General features: G+C 48.6%; 21 protein-coding genes, 2 tRNA genes and 1 riboswitch. Of the genes, 13 read left to right on the top strand and 10 right to left on the bottom strand.

Annotation, left to right across the window (positions count from 1 at the left end):
* Nucleotides 1-39: 39 nt before the first annotated feature.
* From NKE59_RS03560 to NKE59_RS03545, 4 genes are all read left to right on the top strand, one after another.
* Nucleotides 40-1,263, top strand: a complete 1,224-nt coding sequence (locus NKE59_RS03560) for a CaiB/BaiF CoA-transferase family protein (protein ID WP_353439604.1) — start codon at nucleotides 40-42, stop codon at nucleotides 1,261-1,263.
* Between the two features lie 56 nt (nucleotides 1,264-1,319).
* Entirely contained in the window at nucleotides 1,320-2,486 is a 1,167-nt protein-coding gene (locus NKE59_RS03555) for an MFS transporter (RefSeq protein ID WP_353439897.1), read from the top strand.
* A gap of 31 nt (nucleotides 2,487-2,517) precedes the next feature.
* Nucleotides 2,518-2,679, top strand: coding sequence for a hypothetical protein (locus tag NKE59_RS03550; protein ID WP_353439602.1), 162 nt, complete (start codon nucleotides 2,518-2,520; stop codon nucleotides 2,677-2,679).
* Nucleotides 2,680-2,690: 11 nt separating this feature from the next.
* Nucleotides 2,691-2,765 (top strand) — tRNA-Arg (locus NKE59_RS03545).
* A gap of 306 nt (nucleotides 2,766-3,071) precedes the next feature.
* Here NKE59_RS03545 and NKE59_RS03540 read toward each other — a convergent pair.
* The gene (locus tag NKE59_RS03540; protein ID WP_353439601.1) at nucleotides 3,072-4,736 is read right to left on the bottom strand and encodes a thiamine pyrophosphate-binding protein; all 1,665 of its coding nucleotides are present in this window, start codon (nucleotides 4,734-4,736) and stop codon (nucleotides 3,072-3,074) included.
* Nucleotides 4,737-4,772: 36 nt separating this feature from the next.
* On the opposite strand from NKE59_RS03540, the gene NKE59_RS03535 reads away from it, so the two are divergent.
* The 6 genes from NKE59_RS03535 to NKE59_RS03510 all read left to right on the top strand — a co-directional run bounded on the left by NKE59_RS03535 (nucleotide 4,773) and on the right by NKE59_RS03510 (nucleotide 10,822).
* Nucleotides 4,773-5,591 carry an NUDIX domain-containing protein gene (locus NKE59_RS03535; RefSeq protein WP_353439600.1) on the top strand — a complete coding sequence of 273 codons (819 nt, stop codon included), beginning with the start codon at nucleotides 4,773-4,775 and terminating at the stop codon, nucleotides 5,589-5,591.
* Nucleotides 5,592-5,667: 76 nt separating this feature from the next.
* A riboswitch (TPP riboswitch) is annotated at nucleotides 5,668-5,766 on the top strand.
* Between the two features lie 47 nt (nucleotides 5,767-5,813).
* The gene (thiC, locus tag NKE59_RS03530) at nucleotides 5,814-7,721 is read left to right on the top strand and encodes a phosphomethylpyrimidine synthase ThiC (protein WP_353439599.1); all 1,908 of its coding nucleotides are present in this window, start codon (nucleotides 5,814-5,816) and stop codon (nucleotides 7,719-7,721) included.
* A gap of 10 nt (nucleotides 7,722-7,731) precedes the next feature.
* Complete coding sequence (locus NKE59_RS03525; RefSeq protein WP_353439598.1) at nucleotides 7,732-8,847, top strand: FAD-dependent oxidoreductase; 1,116 nt, start codon at nucleotides 7,732-7,734, stop codon at nucleotides 8,845-8,847.
* Nucleotides 8,844-9,044 carry a sulfur carrier protein ThiS gene (thiS, locus tag NKE59_RS03520; RefSeq protein ID WP_353439597.1) on the top strand — a complete coding sequence of 67 codons (201 nt, stop codon included), beginning with the start codon at nucleotides 8,844-8,846 and terminating at the stop codon, nucleotides 9,042-9,044. Before NKE59_RS03525 ends, thiS begins: the two co-directional genes overlap by 4 nt.
* Nucleotides 9,045-9,068: 24 nt before the next feature.
* A complete protein-coding gene (locus NKE59_RS03515; protein WP_353439596.1) occupies nucleotides 9,069-9,896 on the top strand; it encodes a thiazole synthase in 828 nt (275 codons plus the stop codon).
* On the top strand, nucleotides 9,893-10,822 hold the full coding sequence (locus NKE59_RS03510; RefSeq protein ID WP_353439595.1) for a thiamine phosphate synthase: 930 nt from the start codon (nucleotides 9,893-9,895) through the stop codon (nucleotides 10,820-10,822). The genes NKE59_RS03515 and NKE59_RS03510 overlap by 4 nt, the downstream gene beginning before the upstream one ends.
* 15 nt (nucleotides 10,823-10,837) lie before the next feature.
* Here NKE59_RS03510 and thiD read toward each other — a convergent pair whose 3' ends face one another.
* Nucleotides 10,838-11,713: a bifunctional hydroxymethylpyrimidine kinase/phosphomethylpyrimidine kinase gene (gene thiD, locus NKE59_RS03505; RefSeq protein WP_353439594.1), complete on the bottom strand. Its 876-nt coding sequence runs from the start codon at nucleotides 11,711-11,713 to the stop codon at nucleotides 10,838-10,840.
* Between the two features lie 43 nt (nucleotides 11,714-11,756).
* Between thiD and NKE59_RS03500 the strand changes: the two genes are divergently transcribed.
* Together NKE59_RS03500 and NKE59_RS03495 are read left to right on the top strand one after the other, a co-directional pair.
* Nucleotides 11,757-11,832 (top strand) — tRNA-Asn (locus NKE59_RS03500).
* A 180-nt stretch (nucleotides 11,833-12,012) separates the two neighbouring features.
* A complete protein-coding gene (locus NKE59_RS03495; protein ID WP_353439593.1) occupies nucleotides 12,013-12,201 on the top strand; it encodes a hypothetical protein in 189 nt (62 codons plus the stop codon).
* Between the two features lie 157 nt (nucleotides 12,202-12,358).
* On the opposite strand, the gene NKE59_RS03490 is transcribed toward NKE59_RS03495, so the two are convergent.
* The 6 genes from NKE59_RS03490 to NKE59_RS03465 form a co-directional block, all read right to left on the bottom strand.
* Entirely contained in the window at nucleotides 12,359-13,003 is a 645-nt protein-coding gene (locus NKE59_RS03490; RefSeq protein WP_353439592.1) for an MIP/aquaporin family protein, read from the bottom strand.
* Complete coding sequence (locus tag NKE59_RS03485; protein ID WP_353439591.1) at nucleotides 13,000-13,479, bottom strand: arsenate reductase ArsC; 480 nt, start codon at nucleotides 13,477-13,479, stop codon at nucleotides 13,000-13,002. The genes NKE59_RS03490 and NKE59_RS03485 overlap by 4 nt, the downstream gene beginning before the upstream one ends.
* A gap of 18 nt (nucleotides 13,480-13,497) precedes the next feature.
* Nucleotides 13,498-13,962: an ArsI/CadI family heavy metal resistance metalloenzyme gene (locus NKE59_RS03480; protein ID WP_353439590.1), complete on the bottom strand. Its 465-nt coding sequence runs from the start codon at nucleotides 13,960-13,962 to the stop codon at nucleotides 13,498-13,500.
* Nucleotides 13,959-14,288, bottom strand: a complete 330-nt coding sequence (locus tag NKE59_RS03475) for a metalloregulator ArsR/SmtB family transcription factor (protein WP_353439589.1) — start codon at nucleotides 14,286-14,288, stop codon at nucleotides 13,959-13,961. The genes NKE59_RS03480 and NKE59_RS03475 overlap by 4 nt, the downstream gene beginning before the upstream one ends.
* 157 nt (nucleotides 14,289-14,445) lie before the next feature.
* A complete protein-coding gene (locus NKE59_RS03470; RefSeq protein WP_353439588.1) occupies nucleotides 14,446-15,177 on the bottom strand; it encodes an SDR family oxidoreductase in 732 nt (243 codons plus the stop codon).
* Nucleotides 15,178-15,193: 16 nt separating this feature from the next.
* Nucleotides 15,194-15,469 carry a hypothetical protein gene (locus NKE59_RS03465; protein ID WP_353439587.1) on the bottom strand — a complete coding sequence of 92 codons (276 nt, stop codon included), beginning with the start codon at nucleotides 15,467-15,469 and terminating at the stop codon, nucleotides 15,194-15,196.
* 83 nt (nucleotides 15,470-15,552) lie between these two features.
* On the opposite strand from NKE59_RS03465, the gene NKE59_RS03460 reads away from it, so the two are divergent.
* On the top strand, nucleotides 15,553-15,825 hold the full coding sequence (locus tag NKE59_RS03460; RefSeq protein ID WP_353439586.1) for a hypothetical protein: 273 nt from the start codon (nucleotides 15,553-15,555) through the stop codon (nucleotides 15,823-15,825).
* Between the two features lie 3 nt (nucleotides 15,826-15,828).
* Here NKE59_RS03460 and NKE59_RS03455 read toward each other — a convergent pair whose 3' ends face one another.
* Entirely contained in the window at nucleotides 15,829-17,529 is a 1,701-nt protein-coding gene (locus NKE59_RS03455; protein ID WP_353439585.1) for a GMC family oxidoreductase N-terminal domain-containing protein, read from the bottom strand.
* 33 nt (nucleotides 17,530-17,562) lie between these two features.
* Nucleotides 17,563-18,435, bottom strand: coding sequence for a fumarylacetoacetate hydrolase family protein (locus NKE59_RS03450; RefSeq protein ID WP_353439584.1), 873 nt, complete (start codon nucleotides 18,433-18,435; stop codon nucleotides 17,563-17,565).
* Between the last annotated feature and the right edge of the window lie 27 nt (nucleotides 18,436-18,462).

The raw sequence follows: 18,462 nt of genomic DNA, 5'->3' as shown, positions 1-18,462 counted from the left end.
AGCGAGAGCCTGGGGAATAAAGCGTGCAAAAATGGGGGTATGGGAGCCTTAAGTCATATTCGAGTTCTAGATCTAAGCCGAGTTTTAGCGGGTCCGTGGTGCGCTCAGAACCTAGCCGATTTGGGGGCTGAGGTGATTAAAGTGGAGCGCCCTAAGAGCGGGGATGACACTCGCCACTGGGGTCCCCCTTTTGCTAAAGATCCATCGGGTAACGATACAACCGAGTCAGCCTATTACATTTCCATTAATCGTAATAAGAAATCCATCACGCTCGATATCAGCACACCCGAGGGTCAAGAAATTGTGCGCGGTCTGGTTGCACAGTCCGATGTGGTGATTGAGAACTATAAAGTTGGGCAACTCGCTAAGTATGGTTTGGATTACGAGAGCCTTTTGAAGATCAAACCCAATTTAATTTATTGCTCCATCACCGGATTTGGTCAAACGGGTCCTTATCAACATCGCGCAGGATACGATTTCATATTGCAAGGCATGGGCGGGTTCATGAGTATTACGGGTGAAGCTGATCATCTACCTGGCGGTGGTCCTCAAAAGGCAGGTGTTGCCATTGTCGATCTCTTTACTGGCATGTATGCCAGTTCTGCCATCCTCGCAGCGGTGATCCATCGCGATCGCAGTGGTGAAGGTCAATACATCGATATGGCTCTACTCGATACTCAAGTGGCCATGCTTGCCAATATCTCCAGTAATTATTTATGTAGCGGCGTATCACCCCATCGTTGGGGAAATGCCCACCCGAATGTGGTGCCCTACCAAACCTTCCAAACCTCCGATAGCTGGATCATTGTTGCGGTTGGAAATGATGGTCAATTTAAACACTTTGTGCAAGTGGGTGGACGCGAGCACTTAGCCGATGATCCACGCTTTGCTAATAATCCCGCTCGCATTGAAAACCGCGCTGCGCTGATCCCTCTATTGGCCGAGATGGTGAAAGAAAAGACCAAAGCCCAGTGGATCTCTCTTCTAGAATCAGCGGGCGTGCCTTGCGGCCCCATTAATAATCTCCAAGAGGTCTTTGAAAACGAACAGGTGATTGCCAGAGGGATTGAGTTACATGTTCCACACCCCCGCGCGGGCACCATGAAACTCGTGGCAAGCCCAATGCGTTTATCCAAAACTCCGGTCGAGGTACGTATGCCACCGCCCTTACTCGGTGAGCATACCGATGAAGTGTTGCGCTCCGATCTAAACCTCACCATTCAAGAAATCGCGCACTTACGCTCCAAAGGAGTCATCGATTGAACACAGCACGCACCCCTTCTTTATCACTTGTGCAGGTCTTAGTTTTTGGTAGCCTGATGGTGACCCTCTCGATGGGCATTCGGCATGGCTTTGGTTTATTTAATTTACCCATCACTTCTGCCAATGGCTGGGGTCGCGAGACCTATGCCTTAGCAATTGCCCTGCAAAACTTAGTGTGGGGCTTTGCACAACCGGTGGCTGGGGCATTGGCTGATCGGTATGGTCCATTTAAGATCATGGTGATCGGTGGGCTCTTGTACGGGCTTGGCTTAATTGGGATGGCACTCACTAGTGATCCATTCCTGTTTAATCTTGCAGGCGGCCTATCGATCGGAATTGGTTTAGCAGCAACCACCTATAGCGTGGTGTACGGTATCTTGGGGCGCAATGTATCAGCCGAGAAGCGCGTTTGGGCTATGGGCATTACTGCAGCAGCAGGATCTTTTGGGCAGTTCTTAATGATGCCGCTAGAGCAAGGGCTCATTAGTAGTTTTGGTGCCAATGAAGCGCTGATTTATTTAGGCTTACTTGCCTCGCTCATGATCCCCCTCGCATTTTTTCTGCGCGAGAGTAACTTCAGTGCCAATCAAGGAGGCAATCAAACCATCAGTGAGGCCCTGCGTGAGGCGATGGGGAATCGTAATTTTCGGTTTTTGATGATGGGCTATTTTGTATGCGGTTTTCAGGTGGTCTTTATTACTTTGCATCTTGCGCCCTACCTCAAGGATATGTCCCTCAAATATCCTGAGATCAATGGTGCAACGGTTGCTACCACCGCACTAGCTTTGATTGGCCTATTTAACGTGATTGGCACCTACTATGCAGGGGTCTTGGGTCAACGCTTTCCCAAGCGCTTTTTACTATCGGGCATTTACATCACGCGCTCAGTCGCGATTAGCCTGTTTTTACTGATACCACTGAGTGCAACGAGTACCTACGTCTTTGCAGCAGTAATGGGTGTGCTGTGGCTCTCTACCATTCCACTCACCAATGCCATCGTCGCCCAAATTTTTGGGGTGAAGTACCTCACCATGCTCTCTGGCCTGGTGTTCTTCTCGCATCAGCTCGGTAGTTTTTGTGGGGCCTATTTTGGGGGCTATTTATACGACCTCACAGGTTCTTACCAAATCGTTTGGGGCATTGCTATTGCCTTGGGTGTCTTTGCATGCCTTATTAATCTACCCATTCGCGAAGAGCCCTTGGTGCGCCCTGCGATGGCCTAAGGCACCTATTTGCTTTCGGTAGAATAAGACTATGGGCAAGTATTTATTCCTAAGCGATACCAGTGCTTCTTGGAAGAAGCGCTTGGGCTATCTGATTGCAGCATTGGTGCTTGCTTTGGTATTCGCGCTCTACTCCATCCCCGAGGTGGTCATTGGTCTAGCCAATCAAGCTTGGGCCATGTGTGGATGGTGATTCTGTTTTAACCCGCTGTAGCACAATGGATAGTGCAATCGCCTCCTAAGCGATAGATCCAGGTTCGACTCCTGGCAGGGGGACCATTAAAGCCATATAAAGATTCTATTGGGATTAATCCTAATCTCTGCAAATGAATCGATGTCAAGCAGTATTTATTTATTTTTCTGTGATGCCATTGAAGTTATCCACAGCGAATGTGGATAAATACATGAATTGTTTTCTAAGTACTGATTTTGTATAGAGTGAACTAGGATGCACAATTATTAAGCAGTCATGAACGTACTTTTCGTGCACCCATATCACTGTATTTATTTATAGACACTTCGAATGAAAATAAAATTGCTAGGTCTTGCCTTTTTACAAAAGTCGTATTAGGCATGCGCTCATTCTTATCGCCCAAGTTCCGATAAGCGCTTACTTGGACTAATTGCTTCAGGATCAATCACGATCTCGATGATCGCTCCCTCTGGGCTCTTCAGACCAGCCTGGATTGCAGATGCGAACTCTTCGGTCTTCTCGATTCGATAAGCTGGCATGGAGAAGCTCTTGGCAAAGTCAATAAAGTTAGGGTTGGTGAGTTCGGTGCCTGAGACCCGCGCCTTGTACTCCCGCTCCTGATGCATACGGATCGTGCCGTACATGCCATTGTTCACAATAATCACGATCGGTTTAGCCTGATAGCGCATGGCCGTAGCGAGCTCTTGGCAGTTCATCATAAAGTCGCCATCGCCGCAGAATGCGACAGCAACGCGTTTGGGATCAACGATCTTGGCAGCAATCGCAGCAGGCAGTCCGTAGCCCATCGAGCCGTTGGCGGGTGCTAATTGGGATTTAAATCCCCCGTAGGGATAAAAGCGATGTAAGAAGGCGGCAAAGTTACCAGCCCCATTCGTGAGGATTGCATTGCGAGGCAAGTGAGATTGAAGGGCAGACACAATCTCGCTTAATTGCACAGGACCTGGGATGGTGGTGGGTTTACTAAATGCGAGATACGCATCGTGTGCTGCTTGCATTGATCCGCGCTCATACTGTGAACCCATTGTGATGCTACTAAGTGCCTCACAAAATGCCTGTGGTGATGCACTGATTGGATAGTCGGCGTAGTACACCCTACCTAGTTCATCTGGGCTGGGTAGCACATGAATGAGTGGCATTTGTGTCTTAGGGACTGTGAGCACGGTGTATCCAGCCATGGTCATCTCACCTAAGCGCTCGCCGATCACCAACAAAATGTCGGCCTCTTGTACACGCTTGACTAATGCGGGGTTGGCTGCAATGCCTAGGTCACCTGCAAAGCAAGGGTCTAAGTTATCGAGCAGGTCTTGAGACCGAAAGCTCGTTGCCACAGGTATCTGCTCACGATTTGCCCAGGCCGAAAGTGCATGACACGCTGTTTTGGTCCACGAGCCACCGCCTGCGATCACCATCGGTCGTTTGGCTTTAGCAAAATCTTGCATCGCATTGGCAAAGAGTGTTTGATCAAGGCCTGTTGTAATAATCTGTGCCGCTGGGGTAATGCGTTCTTGTGCGTCTTTAAATAGAACATCTTCCGGAAGAGCTAAAACTACGGGCCCCTTTCGGCCAGACTGCGCTAGATGAAAAGCATGCGAGACGAACTCGTCAATCCGATCGGTGCGATCAATACTCCCCACCCATTTGGCGCACTCGGAGTAGACCTTGCGGTAATCCATCTCTTGGAAAGCCTCGCGCTCCACCATATCGGTTCCTACTTGACCAATCAGGACAACCATCGGGGTAGAGTCTTGATAGGCGGTATGAACTCCAATGAGTGCATTGGCTGCGCCTGGCCCGCGCGTCACCATGACCACCCCGGGTTTACCGGTCAACTTGGCATAGGCTTCTGCCATATACGCAGCCCCACCCTCTTGCCGGCAGGTAATAAATTTTAGACGGTCTTGATGATCCACCAAGCCATCCAATAGGGGCAAGAAACTCTCACCGGGCACCCCAAACGCAAGCTCTACGCCTTGACGGACTAAGGCATTGGCTAATATCTGGCCGCCATGCATCGTGTTGGGGTGGGTTTGACTCATGGTGCTCTTTCCTTGTTTTGCTAATACACTATTTAGATGAATAGTTTAACGACAAGTACCTTGGCCGCCCTGGAAGAAATGCTCCAGAACGCCAAACGCAATGCAAGTCAAGATTGTTTGCCGGTGTACTTTGAAAAAACATACATTGGCAATATCGGTCGTCCATTGATTGGGGCGGTTGAAGAGCTCCTAAAAAATGGTTCGTATCCACATATTCAGATGGACATTACACGAATTATTTTAAAGAGTGCACCGCCGGCACAACTCAGTGATGATCTGCGCGCTCTAGCAAATGGTCTTCATCAGGCTGGCTTCATCCCTGCTTGGCGTAATGAAGAGTTTGCTTGGTATGGACCCGATGGGCATGAGTACTTTCGGGTTGAGCGGGCAGCCTTTCGTACCTTTGGATTTCGGAGTCAAGCGGCACATATCAATGGGTATACCTCGGCAGGAACGCTTTGGTTAGGTCGACGCAGTGAGAGTAAACAAATTGATCCCGGTAAATTAGACAACCTCAGTGCTGGTGGCATTAATGCGAATGAGACCGTGGTGCAGTGTGCCATTCGCGAACTCTGGGAAGAGGCTGGCGTTCCCGAAGCAATTGCGCAGCAAATTAATCCTACTGGGAAGTTACTGATCCACACCCCTCATCCACCGCATGGTATTCATCATGAGTCTTTATTTATGTTTGATCTTGAGTTGCCACGTAATCTTGTGCCGGTCAATCACGATGGCGAGGTAAGTCGTTTTATTGAGGTCAATCTTGCCGAAGCAGCTGCCCGTATTTTGGCTGATGAGTTCACAAGCGATGCTGCTCTGGTGACCGCAGACTTTATCTTGCGGCGCAATAGATAATCCGAGCTCGGGTCTAGAGCCCTTCATCCATATGGTTCCATGATCAGGATGGGGAATTCATGGTTAAATACTCCTAAGGATGAAACAGGGGTGCCCCCACATGGTTGTGGTGCTGAGAAAGACCCTTTAACCCGATCCAGATAATGCTGGCGTGGGGAGTTCCATCAGACCGACACCCGGTTTCGTCCACTCTATATCAATGCATTTTGCGAGGAGATGGACATGAGTGTGAGCACCGATACAAAAGATCAAAAAAGAAGTAAGCCTGAAATCCCCAGCTTAAAGAGTTTGGAGCGAGATTTTGGGCAGAAGTTTGCCTACCCTGCTTCTACTAAAACTTATTTAGAAGGCTCACGTCCTGATATCAAAGCACCGATTCGGATGATTGAGCAATTGCCCACCAAAACAGGTGAGACCGAAACGTCTAACCCACCGATCCCGGTGTATGACACCTCGGGCCCATACAGCGATCCAGATATCGTTATTAATTTAGAGAAGGGTCTTCCAAAACTACGCAGCGGTTGGATTAGAGAGCGCAAGGATACCGAACAACTTACCGGCCCATCCTCAGAATATGGTGTTGCGCGTGCTCACGATGCAGCAACCTCGCATTTGCGTTTTGCCCATATCGCTGCTCCACGAGTTGCTAAATCAGGTGCGAATGTTAGTCAGATGCACTATGCCCGTAAAGGCATCATCACCCCTGAGATGGAATACGTTGCCCTACGCGAGTCCTTAGGTCTTGAGAAACTCCGTCAAGATCCTCGCTATACCCAAATCCTCAAGCAGCATCCTGGTAAATCCTTTGGTGCCAATATTCCGGATGTAATTACTCCAGAGTTTGTGCGCTCTGAGATTGCAGCGGGTCGCGCCATTATTCCTGCCAACATCAATCACCCTGAGTTAGAGCCGATGATTATTGGTCGTAACTTCCGTGTGAAGATCAATGGCAATTTAGGCAACTCCGCAGTGACCTCATCAATCAATGAAGAGGTCGAGAAAATGGTCTGGGCAATTCGTTGGGGCGCCGACACCATCATGGATCTTTCCACCGGTAAGCATATTCATGAGACACGTGAGTGGATTATTCGTAACTCTCCAGTACCGATTGGTACAGTTCCTATTTATCAAGCTCTCGATAAGACCGGTGGCATTGCCGAAGACCTCACCTGGGAAATGTTCCGAGATACGCTCGTTGAACAAGCCGAGCAAGGAGTGGATTACTTCACCATCCATGCAGGCGTCTTACTCCGTTACGTCCCACTGACCGCTGATCGCATTACCGGTATCGTCTCACGCGGTGGCTCGATCATGGCGAAATGGTGTCTTGCCCACCATAAGGAGAACTTCCTTTACACCCGCTTTGATGAGATCTGCGAGATCATGAAGGCGTATGACGTCTCCTTTAGCTTAGGCGATGGTCTACGCCCGGGTTGTATTGCCGACTCCAATGATGCTGCGCAGTTTGGTGAACTCCATACCTTAGGTGAGCTCACTGCCAAAGCCTGGGAGCACGATGTGCAAGTGATGATTGAAGGCCCTGGTCACGTTCCAATGCAGCGCATTGAAGAGAACATGACCGAAGAGCTCAAGCATTGCTTAGAGGCGCCTTTTTATACCCTTGGACCCTTGATCACAGATATCGCTCCCGGTTACGATCACATCACCAGTGGTGTGGGAGCCGCCCAAATTGGTTGGTATGGCACGGCAATGCTTTGCTATGTCACACCGAAAGAGCATTTAGGTTTGCCTGATAAGGAAGATGTGCGTGAGGGCATCATTACTTATAAGATTGCTGCCCACGGTGCTGATTTAGCCAAAGGCTTTCCAGGCACTCAGTTACGCGATAACGCACTCTCTAAAGCGCGCTTTGAGTTCCGCTGGGAAGATCAGTTCAATCTGGGTCTCGATCCAGAGCGTGCTCGCGAGTATCACGACGCTACCCTGCCCGCTGAAGGTGCGAAGATCGCCCACTTCTGCTCGATGTGTGGTCCCAAGTTCTGCTCGATGAAGATCACCCAAGATGTCCGTGATTACGCTGCTAGTCTCAAAGAAGGTGTGGATCCTAGCAAGGCGATGGAAGAAAAATCAATCGAGTTTCGCAAACGCGGTAGCGAGATCTATCAGTAAGGATCTTTGCATGTCTCGGTCCTACGCCATCCTCGGTGCCGGCCTGATGGGTCGGATGATGGCGTATGCCCTTGCGCAAGGTGGAGCACGCGTTGAGATATTCGAGCGCAGTGGCCCTGATGCAGAGCAATCGGCTGCACGGGTTGCTGCCTCGATGCTTGCTCCTCTAGCAGAGTCTGCAATTACCGAACCATCCGTAGTGCGCATGGGTCTGTATGGGCTTGATCGCTGGAAGAGTTTGATTGAGCAACTCAATAACAAGGTTGAACAACAGACCTTTTTTCAGCAAAACGGCACCCTAGTCTTGTGGCATCGTCTTGATGCTGCCGAGGCGCAACGCTTTGCTGAGCATCTCGAGCGCAATGTCCGTTTGAACCCAGCACTCTCTTCCCCATGGCATCTCGATAGCAAGGCCTTAGCCGAGCTTGAGCCCAGTGTGGCGGAGCGCTTTTCACAAGGTTTGTTCTTGCCCCGTGAAGGGCAGTTGGATAATCGCCAGTTATTAACGGCCCTCTTAGAAGCACTCCAGCAGTTACATGTGAAGTTGCATTGGCATACCCCTTGCGAACCCGATGATCTTGCAGATCACGGTTTTGATTGGGTGATTGATTGTCGTGGCTTGGGTGCAAAATCGTCTTGGTCTAATACACATAATCCATTACGTGGTGTGCGGGGTGAGGTCATTCGTGTGCATGCGCCTGAAGTGAAATTGCAACGCCCTACTCGTTTGATCCACCCACGTTATCCCATTTATATTGCTCCCAAAGAAAATGATCTCTATGTTATTGGCGCTACTGAGATTGAGTCTGAGGATCTCTCACCGGTCAGCGTACGCTCATCAATGGAGCTCTTATCAGCAGCGTATTCGGTTCACTCTGGCTTTGCAGAAGCCCGAATTCTGGAATCTGCAACGCAATGCCGCCCTACCCTCAAGAACAATTTGCCCGAGATCTGTGTGCCACGTGCCGGCATAATGCAAATCAACGGCTTGTATCGCCATGGTTATTTAATTGCTCCTGCGGTGATGGATGCCGCACAAGAACTTCTTCACGAAACCGGTAGCGCCTTAGCGAAGCGCTTTGAGATTGCTATCCAGCATCATGATCTAACCAGTTCTTTTGCATGATGCGCGTACTCGTTAACCAAAATCCCCGAGAGCTTGCGCCTGCTTCGAAGGTGAGTGATCTCTTAGCTCTCATCGATGCCAAACCGCCGTATGCGGTTGCCGTCAACTTACAGTTCTTGCCAAAGTCGCAACATGCGGACTATGTACTGCAAGAGAACGATGCGGTTGAGATCATCTCCCCAGTAACCGGTGGTTAAGCTTTTTATTCTGATTATTTTTTTATGACCGCTCCTCTTCCTTCCCATCTCAACGATCCATTAATTCTGTATGGTGAGTCTTTTGCGAGTCGCTTATTACTAGGTACTTCTCGCTATCCATCGCCTCAGGTTCTCGAGACCGCGGTGCAACGTGCGCGCCCTGCCATGATTACAGCGAGTCTGCGCCGTCAGGGCTCTGCTGCAACAGAAGCGCACAGCGGCTTTTGGGAACTCCTCAAGAAAATGGCAGTCCCGGTTTTGCCCAATACTGCTGGCTGTCATAGTCCTCAAGAGGTCATTACCACCGCCCAAATGGCGCGTGAGGTTTTTGAGACCCACTGGATCAAGCTCGAGTTAATTGGTGATGACTACACTTTGCAACCCGATACCTTACGTCTTGTTCAAACCGCTGAGCATCTGATTAAAGATGGCTTTAAGGTTTTGCCCTATTGCACCGAGGATTTAATTTTGTGTCAGCGTTTGGTCGATGTAGGTTGCCAGGCGGTGATGCCATGGGCTGCTCCGATTGGCACGGGTCAAGGCCCCCTCAATCCCTATGCTCTCAAGTTATTACGCGAGCGCCTATCAGTCCCCCTGCTTGTGGATGCGGGTCTTGGCCTTCCCTCGCATGCGTGCACGGTAATGGAATGGGGCTTTGATGGGGTGTTACTCAATACTGCTGTTGCTCTAGCCCACGACCCAGTATCAATGGCTAATGCCTTTGCACAAGCAGTTGATGCCGGACGTCAAGCCTACTTATCTGGTGCCATGCAAGCGCAAGACTCTGCGCAAGCCAGCACTCCATTAGTCGGGACTCCGTTCTGGCATCAAGATCAAGGAGCTAACTCGTGAGCCATATCCGCGAGTTAGCAAAACACATTGTGGCGGCGCATCGCAACGATGATCTTTGTTTGCCATTGCCTGCTTTTAGCCCCAGTAATCCTCTACCGGTGATAAAGACCGAGAGCGGGCAAGATCAATATGAATTAGCCAGCACGATTGCTGCCATTGAGATGGGCTTCATTGAGAGTGATGCTCGGGTCTTGGGAAAAGCCTGGTCGCGCATGATCAAGCATGAAGGTGACTTTAATCCAAAAGCTTGGCCCACTCGACCTGAGTACTTCGATATGCTTCCTTACTCTCGTGAAATGAACCCCAAAGCCTTTAAGGCTTGTCCTAAGCATTTGGGTTTGTATGGAGTCTTTCCAGATTCCGATTGGATTGCGCGCATGGTCGATGCAGAATTACCCACAGCACAATTACGCTTTAAGTCGGAGGACCCTAAAGAGATCAGTAAACAGATTAAGGCTGCCGTTGCAGCGGTAGAAGGTAGTAAGACCCTACTCTTTATTAATGACCATTGGCAAGAGGCTATTGCAGCAGGTGCCTATGGTGTGCATTTGGGGCAAGAAGATCTAGCAGATGCTAATTTAGATGCGATTCGGGATGCGGGTCTTCGTTTAGGCTTAAGTACCCATGGTTATGCCGAGCTCGTTATTGCAGATCGAATTTGTCCTAGCTATATTGCAATGGGCGCTGTGTTCCCTACGAACCTCAAGAGGATGCCTACAGCGCCACAAGGACTGGGGCGCTTATATGCCTATGCCAAACTGATGCAGCACTACCCCTTGGTGGCCATTGGTGGCATTGATGAGACTAGTATCAATGCGGTGGCACAAAGTGGCGTTGGCTCTGTTGCTGTGGTTAGAGCAATTGTGGCTGCTGCGGATCCCAAAGCGGCGGTCAAGCGTCTACAAGAGCTCATGAAGACCAACTAGACGTAAAACAAGGTTTTAATCGGCTTCGGGTAGTTTGGTGGGATAGAAGTCATGCATATGCCACAAAGGTCCAGGACCCTTTCCGATATCCAATCTCTGCCCCGCTTCAATGGCTGCTGTTACAAATGAGATTGCCTTTGCGACTGAATGTTTTAGATCATGCTTATCAGCTAAATAGGTAGCGATCGCAGAGGATAAAGAGCAACCCGTTCCGTGGGTGTTTAGAGTCGGAATACGGGGATGCAAAAACTCTTGATGCAAAACGACTGGCTCGCCATCCTTCATGTCATGCCAGATTAAATAGTCCAGCAGATCTTTAGGCTCACCCTCAAGATGACCACCTTTAATTAATACGGCCTTGGGTCCCATTGCTAAGAGCTCTTGTGCGGCCTCTTTAAAGTGAGATGTTTTCTGGATAGGTCTGCCTAGCAAGATCGATGCTTCGTGTAGATTAGGCGTAATGATGGTAGTGAGTGGAAAAAGTTCTGCAACCATCGCTTTTGCCGTATCATCGCCACCCAAACTAGCACCTGAGGTTGCCATTAAGACTGGGTCGAGAACAATCTGTTTGATTTGGTGTTTCTTGAGGCAACGAGCAACAGTTTTAACAATTGCGGGGCTTGCCAGCATACCGATCTTCACAATATCAACGCCGATATCGGTAACCACGGCATCAATTTGGGCTTCCACGACATCTAAATCAATATCTTGAATGCGGGTCACACCCATCGTGTTTTGTGCCGTGATCGCTGTAATTGCGGTCATACCAAAGCCACCCAATGCAGTGATCACCTTCAGATCCGCCTGAATACCAGCTCCACCACCACTATCAGAGCCAGCAATACTAAGTACTTTGGGGATAAAGATGGGGCTTGGTGTGGATGGTTTCATCAAATGGGAAGGGTCTTAATCTATTCGCTATAATAGCGTCTATTCCCTGATAGCTCAGTCGGTAGAGCGACGGACTGTTAATCCGCAGGTCCCTGGTTCGAGTCCAGGTCGGGGAGCCAAATGCAGTCAATAAAAATTAGTTTAAATAGGGTTCTCATTTATTACACCCATTAGTAATTAAGAACAATAGAATACCAATATGGTGTTAAGCTGTCATTAATCACTATTCTGTGCCCAACGATGGGGTCTCAACCAATCTAAGATTGGTTTATTCATTCAATCTCCATAAAAGGCACACCATGGCTGCAGGCCAAAATCAACGCAACAGAAAAAATGATCCAATGCTTACCAAAACGGGTAAACCCCGCTTAGGTCCGCTCAACCTCGACCAACTAAATAAGCTTCTAGAGGCTAGCAACAAGCCTAAACAGAAAGACAAAATACGTCGTGAGATTAGTGGCCGGGCTAAGGTAGTTGCGGTTCATTGACTGAATCAGTAGGATCCATCGATCCTACTGATATGACTAGAATGTGCATAAATATTATGAAGGGCGGGACCCTAGGATGACACTTTAGAAAGCAGCCCGTATTGGCGGCTATATTGAGTAAGGCCTAGAAGAACTCTGAAATCTAGATGGGCACGAGTTACTTTGTGGCCTTGCAAAAGAATAAAACAATGATGAGAGCGGCAATCATTTCGGCAATCACAAACCCAGGCACATCCAATGGCGCAATGCCCACAAAGGTATTGGTCATGCTTCTTGCTACTGCTACAGCGGGATTGGCAAAAAAGGTAGATGAGGTAAACCAATACCCTGCGGTGACGGTCAAGGCTACTAACATCGGCACTTTATCTTTTGTTCCCTGATCACCAATCCGAATCACTGAGAGTAATACTAGGGTTGAGATTAACTCGCTAGCCCAGATGCCTAATCCAGTCCTCTCCTTGGCGGACTCTTGCATGATCGCTAGACCGAACATCAGATGGGTGATCCAAATACCTACTATGGCACCACTGAACTGACAAGCCCAGTAAGTAATGAGTTTTTTGAGATCAAGGTGCCCAAGCTTCCAAAACATGAGGCTCACCACCGGATTAAAGTGTGCTCCAGATATTGGTCCCAACAGAACAATCAATACATAGAGCCCTGCTCCGGTCGCGATACTGTTTCCTAATAAAGCAACGGCAGCATTTCCTCCCGCTAGGGTATCGCCCATAATGCCGCTACCTGCAACAATAGCGAGCAATAAAGCAGTACCAACGAACTCGGCAATATAGGATTTCATCATGCTTTCTGATGAATCTCTTTGAGCGCCATAGAATCGAGTTTCTCAAGCGACATGCTAGCCAATAGATCAATCCGTTTCTTAAGTCCATTGGCAACGGCAACAAATGCAGTTCGCTTCTCAAGGTCTGTACCCGTCACTTGCGATGGATCAGGAAAACCCCAGTGTGCGGTAGCTGGATTGCCGGGCCATATCGGACAAACCTCACCGGCAGCGTTATCGCAAACGGTGATGATGATATCCATCTTGGGTGCATTGGGTAAACCAAACTCATCCCAGCTCTTGCTACGTAATTTGGACTCGTCATATCCCATCTCGAGCGCTAAGGCCTTCGCAAATGGATTGACCGCTGTACCTGGTGTTGAGCCTGCAGAATAGCCCACAAAGAGGCCGCTATTATGGGTTGAAGCCAAGGCCTCACCCAGCACTGAGCGCGCGGAGTTATGGGTACACAAAAAGAGAACGTTGTATTTTTTCATGGGAGTCCTATCGATCAATTAACAACATGATTTTTTAGTAATCGACGAAATAGCAACACTTGCTACTGGGGATGGAACACAGCAGGCATCAGCACTTGTCGATTCAGATTGATTAAAAACAGGGATTGAATCCAGGGTATGAAAAGTTTCCCAAGGGATTCCAGCGGGATCATTCACCCAATACTTATCAGATTGCGCATAGCAGCATGCCGTGCCCATCTCCTCAACCACCTCCCCTTGGATTTGATCCAAACGAGTCTTCATCTCACTCAACTCACTCGCATCATCAACTTGAATACCAAGATGATTAATCCCTACCGGTGCGCCACGAGCTGATATTGCAAAATTTACCTTAGGATCCTCGAGCTGCCATTTTGCATAATCACTTTTAATTACCGTAGGTTCGCAACCAAACAGTTTGGAGTAAAACGGGATACTGCCTGAGATCTCTTTCACAGCAACATGAACATGGAGTCGTTTCATGGGCACACCACCTTTTTCTTGCTAACTGAAGGACTGCACGATTTACCCCCGCAACAGTTGTCCATCAGAAAGTCACTAAGGCTCTCAATTTGCTTGGGATTGGGGCGATAAATTAGGTTGCGGCTCTGACGCTCAACTAGGAGTAACTTCGCTTTGGCTAACTCTTTCAGATGAAAGCTCAGGGTTGCATTGGGTATCCCTAACTTCTCGATTAATTGACTAGGGGTTAAGCCTGCTTCACCGCGTTGCACGATCAAGCGGAAGATATTAAGACGAGACTCCTGACCTAAAGCTAGGAGGACTTCAATGGCATCTATGTTTTTCATGTTTCTAATTATATCGAAATATATGACAAATTAGTGACAGCCTATTCACTTGCCGCCTCGGTAAATCGAAAAGATGTCATCTACAGCGCAGAGACTCGTATTGTTTCTCATCAAAAATCTACTGGCTAAATATTCTTAGAGTGTGCATTAGCCTATGCTAGGTTGCATTACTTAATCCTACGGTCATGCCACCGCAGACAAAATGTATTTGCCCTGTAATGAAGCCAGCACGATCATCCAATAAGGATGCAACCGCATGCGCCACATCCTCTGGTTGCCCCATGCGTTGCACCGGGATATTTTGTATGATCTTGATCGTTTTTGGGTCATCGGGTGGGTTACCCGAAGTAAAGAGTTCTGTAGCAATTGGGCCGGGCCCAATCGCATTCACAGTAATCCCAAATTTCGCCATCTCCAGCGCCCAGGTTTTGGTCATCCCAACAAGCCCTGCTTTACTAGCTGCATAGACCGTCCGCTCCTCCTTGCCCAGTGCAGCTCGGCTCGCAATACTCACAATACGACCAAATTTAGCCTGGCGCATATGGGGTAATAGTTGTTGAGCCAAGAGCATTGGTGCCCTTAAGTTAAGCGCCATCACTGCTTCAAAGTCATCGAGGGTGGTATTTTCTAGAGCGCCAGGTCTAATAAATCCAGCATTGTTCACTAAGCGCAGAATTGGTTCTTGCTTTGTTATCTTTGGTATGAGCTCTTCAATCGCCTGAGGGTCCATTAGATCAATGGAATGATAGGTCTCCCCTTCTAATAAGCTCTTAGGCGCCTTTTTATCGAGATTAATCACCCGATATCCATCTTGGATGACTCGAGTGGCAATTGCCCTGCCAATGCCTTGGCTTGCTCCAGTGATTAAAACAAGATTATTGATTTGCATCTATTTTTCCTTATCGCTATCGACTGACGGTTAATGCGCGGCACATGGATCGTTGATCATTATTGTTAATGAAGCCGCACTGACTTGAATCCTTCTCCACAATTGCTCGACACATCGAGCGCAGATTGCTCTCAGAAATAAATCCGCATTGGCTAGAGTTTTTTTCAGCCAAGGCTCGGCAGAGCGATCGGTAATTACTTTCAGAGATAAACCCACACTGGCTTGGGTCTTGGGCAAAGGAAGACTGAGCCCCCAGTAGCCCTAGACCGATTAACAAAGAAACTGTTCTCATCGGCTCATCTTAAAGGATTTTAGAGGGGTCCCTTTACATCTTTAAACGCTCAGCGTATTCTTTTCCTATTACAAAGGAAAGAGATGAACTACACCCTCAAATCCGCCCTACTCCTCATTGGTCTATTGGTCTTCGTGCCATTTTCTGAGCCACTATTGGCAAACGAGCCAAGCCCTGAGCAAAGAATGATTGAGCATTGCCAAAAACGTCATCCGGAGATGAGTGTTGAGCAATGCAGAAATATGTATCAGAACATGAAGAATATGACCCCAGAGCAACGGGTTGAGCGCTGCAGACGCAATCATCCTGAGATGAGTCTTGAGCAGTGCCAGAAGAAATACGGCTCTTCAACCTAAGGGCTAAGCTCTCTGCGCCACAATCTTTCTGGCGACGGTTTCTGCGATTAGCATGACCGGGGCATTGGTGTTGCCCGAGGTTATACACGGCATAGCAGAGGCATCAATCACGCGTAGGCGAGCTACCCCTCTGACCCGACATTCAGAATCCAAAACGGTGTTGGGATTTTCTACTCTACCGGATTGATCCACCTTACCCATCACGCAAGTACCCACCGGATGAAAGATGGTGGTTCCCAAGTCTCTGGCTGCTTGTTCTAGATCGTGATCACTTTGAATACTTGGGCCTGGTAATACTTCCTTTGGTCTATAAGACTCTAGTGCTGAGCTTGCCATAATCTGTCGGGTGATTTTAAGACTATTAACAGCGACAGAGAGATCGTCAGGAGTCGATAAATAATTACACTGAATCTTAGGGTCGTCTAAGACATTGGGTGTTGTCCCCCGAATCCAACCTCGACTACTTGGCCTGAGATTGCAAACGCTTGGGGTAATCGCATTAAACGGATGGAGGGGCTCCCCAAACTTCGGCAGCGAGAGAGGTTGAACATGCCATTCGATATTAGCGCTGACTTGATTGGGATCGCTCTTCGTAAATGCACCCAAGGTCGATGGCGGCATCGTTAGTGGGCCCGTACGCTTTAGTAGATACTCGAGCCCCATCCCAATCCGTGTGAACCAGTTTTTATACAGTGTGTTCACCGTTTTGCAGTTCTCCACCTGATAAACGGTACGGATTTGTAAGTGGTCTTGGAGGTTCTCTCCGACTCCGGGTAAATCGACCTGCGTTTTAACGCCGATACTATCTAAATGGCCTCGCGGTCCAATTCCAGAAACTTGCAAAAGATGTGGTGAGCCAATCGACCCAGCCGACAGAATCACCTGATCCTTGGCGATAATCGTTTTACGAACTCCTTGATGCAAAAGTTCCAAGCCCCGAACTTCACTGTGCGCACCGCGCCAGGCACTTTGGGTATAGCAAGCTTGGTTCAATGTCTCTGGGGCAATTGTGCTGAGATTAAGTTTTAAGACCTGTGCTCGAGTAAGCACAGTAAGGTTATGCCGATGGCGGATAGGGTGTAGATAAGCATCTGCCATTGACCAACGCACACCGCGCTGTTGGGTCATCTGAAAGTATGCGCAGCCTTCATTATTGCCACGATTAAACTCCTCAATCTTTGGTATGCCTTGCTCGTGCGCTGCCTCACGCCATGCATCCAAAATATCCCACTGCACACGCGGGCGCTCTACCCGCATCTCGCCCGCATCGCCATGCCAAGCGTTAGAGCCTGCGTAATAGCTCTCTAGTGATTTATAGGTCTCTAGGGTGGTGCTCCACTGCCATATGGGATCACCAGTCAGTTCTGCCCAACGCTCATAATCACTGGCCTGCCCCCGCATATAGATCATGGCATTAATAGAGGATGAGCCACCAATGACCCTGCCTCTGGCGTAATGAATCGATCGTTGATTGAGTCCCGGATCTGCTTCGGTCTTAAAACACCAATCGGTTCTGGGATTGGCAATCGTGAATAAATATCCCACGGGGACTTTTATCCAAAACCAATCGTCCTCACCGCCTGCCTCGAGTAATAGAACGCGGTGGTTTGGATTAGCGGATAGACGATTTGCCAAAAGGCAGCCTGCGCTTCCAGCCCCGACAATAACGGTATCAAACTCCAAATTGGGTGAAGACGTATTCATTTAACGTGCTATGTTAAATGATCTTTTAGCCAGTTAGCTCTCGTCTGCAATAGTATTGCGTAGGATACCAATTCCTTCGATCTCCACTTCGCAAATATCTCCTGGCTTCATAAACACGGGTGGGGTTCTGGCATAACCAACGCCTGCTGGTGTACCAGTAATCACCACATCACCAGGTTCTAAACTCATACATTCAGTGATGAGCACTATGGTCTCAGCAACACCCCATAAGAAATCCTTAGTATTGGCATTTTGCATGACCTGACCATTTAGGCGAGACTGGATCTGAAGTCCCGAGGCTCCTAGGGGTAGCTCATCTGTGCTCACCAGCCATGGACCAAAAGCACCCGTTTGGTCAAAGTTTTTACCGATGGTCCATTGGGTTGACTTACGTTGGTAGTCGCGCACACTGCCATCATTAAAGATGCTATAGCCCACTACATGCTCTAGGGCGTTTTCAAGCGTGCAGTGTCTAGCCTGCTTACCGATCACAAAGGCAAGCTCTGCCTCGTAATCTAGTTTTGTCGATACCCGAGGACGAATGATGGGTGCTTGATGCGCTGTTAAAGAACTAGGTCCTCGCATAAAAAAACTGGGGTACTCGGGTCTAGCATGGCCACCCTCTTTGGCATGATCGGCATAGTTAAGCCCCATGCAGATGATCTTTCCGGGGCGATCAATCAAGGTAGTAAAGGTGATTTCACTTAACTCCCCTCGCACAGCCTGAGGGTTGGCTAAGGCATCTTTCACCATTAAAAAATGAGGGTCCGCTTCAATAAGCTCCAGCAGACGATTAGGAATCCTAGAGTCCGTGGCGCAAAGATCAATAAAACTACTTACGTTCTGGTTGTTGATTACACCAACAGTATGCCGACCTTTTTTATCTTGATAGCTAAATAATCGCATTGATAGACTCTCTCCCAATACGATTAA

Origin of the sequence: Polynucleobacter sp. UK-FUSCHL-C3 (assembly GCF_040409815.1) — a bacterium.
Taxonomy (GTDB): domain Bacteria; phylum Pseudomonadota; class Gammaproteobacteria; order Burkholderiales; family Burkholderiaceae; genus Polynucleobacter.
Note: the sequence above shows the minus strand (reverse complement) of the source record. Positions and strands in the feature narration are given on the sequence as shown.